The organism is uncultured Oscillibacter sp., assembly GCF_910587525.1.
GTDB lineage: Bacteria > Bacillota > Clostridia > Oscillospirales > Oscillospiraceae > Oscillibacter.
The window spans coordinates 1-2,260 of record NZ_CAJULS010000233.1 but is presented as its reverse complement, the minus strand read 5'-3'; the positions used below and the strand labels follow the sequence as shown (position 1 = coordinate 2,260).

The 2,260-nt window shown below is 57.7% G+C and carries 1 protein-coding gene; it reads right to left on the bottom strand.

Features of this window, described 5'->3' with window-relative positions; all coding sequences use genetic code 11:
• Nucleotides 1-2,260: cation-translocating P-type ATPase (locus QZ326_RS12920; RefSeq protein ID WP_295745994.1), on the bottom strand; the 2,260-nt coding region annotated here is incomplete at both ends.

The following is a 2,260-nucleotide window of genomic DNA, read 5'->3' as shown; positions in this document are numbered from 1 at the left end:
GGAACCACCGCAGCCGGAGTGCATTGGACACAACAAATACAGAACTGAAACTCATGGCGAACGCCCCCAGCATGGGATTGAGCTTCCAGCCGAAAGAGAGGAAGAATACACCGGCGGCGATAGGGATGCCGATGATGTTGTAGATAAAGGCCCAAAACAGGTTTTGCTTGATGTTGCGGATGACGGCCTTGCTCAACTGAATGGCCGTGGACACATCCAGCAGATCACTTTTCATCAGCACAATGTCGGCGGATTCGATCGCTACATCTGTTCCCGCTCCGATGGCGATACCCACATCGGCCCTGGCCAGCGCGGGAGCATCGTTGATGCCGTCCCCAACCATCGCCACCTTTTTGCCGCTGTCCTGCAAGCGGCGTATTTCCTTTTCCTTGTCCTGGGGGAACACTTCGGCCACTACCCGGTCTACGCCGACCTGCCGCTGGATGGCCTGAGCGGTCTTTGCATTGTCCCCGGTGAGCATGACCACCTCAATACCGAGGCCGGACAATTCCTGGATAGCCTGGGCGCTGGTAGGCTTGACTACATCGGCCACAGCGATCACGCCCATGAGCTTCCCGGCGCGGGCAAAGAACAGGGGTGTTTTGCCCTCTGCCGCCAGTGTTTCCCCGGAGCGCAGCAGTTCCCCGCCCGTGATATTGTGGGCGTCCATCATGCGGCGGTTGCCTGCCAGACACATTTCGCCGTCTACCCGGCCTACGATGCCTTGACCGGGAATCTGCTGGAAGTCCTCAACCGGGGACAGCGGCAGCTTTGCCTTTCCCGCTTCGGCGGTGATAGCGTCCGCCAGAGGATGCTCTGACAGCTTTTCCAGCGAGGCGGCAATTTTCAGCAGTCCCAGGCGGTCTGCCCCAGCTTCACACAAAATGTCCGTTACCACCGGCTTGCCCTGGGTGATCGTGCCGGTCTTGTCCAGCACGACAGTATCAATGTTGTGGGCGGTTTCCAACGCCTCCGCCGATTTTATCAGGATGCCATTGGTGGCTCCTTTACCCGTTCCCACCATGATAGCGGTGGGCGTTGCCAGTCCCAGGGCGCAAGGACAGGAGATCACCAGGACGGAGATACCAATGGACAGGGCAAACTCAACGCCATAGCCCAGCACCAGCCAGACCGCCGCCGCCACAAGTGCGATACCAATAACAGTCGGAACGAATACCCCAGCAACCTTATCCGCCAGCTTTGCGATGGGGGCCTTGGAGCTGGTAGCTTCGTCTACCAGCCGGACAATCTGCGCCAGAGTGGTGTCATCCCCCACCTTAGTGGCCTGCATTTTGAAATAGCCGGTCTTATTGATGGTCGCACCAATTACCGTATCGCCAACGTGCTTCTCCACGGGGATGCTCTCGCCGGTCAAAGCCGATTCATCTACGGAGGAAAAGCCCTCCAGCACCACGCCGTCCACAGGGACAGATTCACCGGCCTTGACAATCAGCGTTTCCCCCTGCTGTACCTGTTCCACGGGGATTTGCTGTTCTATGCCGTTCCGCTCCACAGTGGCCGTCTTGGGCGCAAGGTTCATCAGCTTGGTGATGGCATCCGAGGTCTTGCCCTTGGCGCGGGCCTCCAGAGTTTTGCCCAGCGTGATAAGGGTCAGGATCATCCCAGCGGATTCAAAGTACAAATCCATCATAAAGCTGTGTACCGTTTCCATATCGCCGTGACCGAAACCAATGCCGATCTTGAAAATGGCATAGATGCCGTAGACAATAGCCGCGCCGGAGCCGATGGCGATCAGCGAATCCATATTGGGCGAACCGTGGAACAGGGTCTTAAAGCCCATGCGGTAGTATTTCGCATTGACGAACACCACGGGAATGAGCAGCAGGAATTGGGTGAACGCAAAGGTGATGGCGTTCTCCATTCCCAGCAGACCGCTGGGTAGCGGCCACCCCATCATGTGGCCCATTGAGATGTAAAACAGGGGAATGGTGAAGATGGCGGACAGCAATAGTCGGCCCTTCATTTGTTTGTACTCCGCTTGGGCGGTGCTGACCGCCGGTTTACCAGCAGGGACAGAAGCGGCTGTTCGCTCGACAGCGGGCTTGTTCTGCCCAGCCTTGGGGATCGCTCCGTACCCAGCCTTTTCCACCGCCTGGATGATCTGCCCCGTGTCAAGTGCAGCTTCGTCATAGGATGCCACCATGCTGTTTTTCAGCAGATTGACAGACACCTCCTGGATGCCGGGGAGCTTGGCAACGCTCTTTTCCACCCTGGCCGAACAAGCGGAGCAAGTCATACC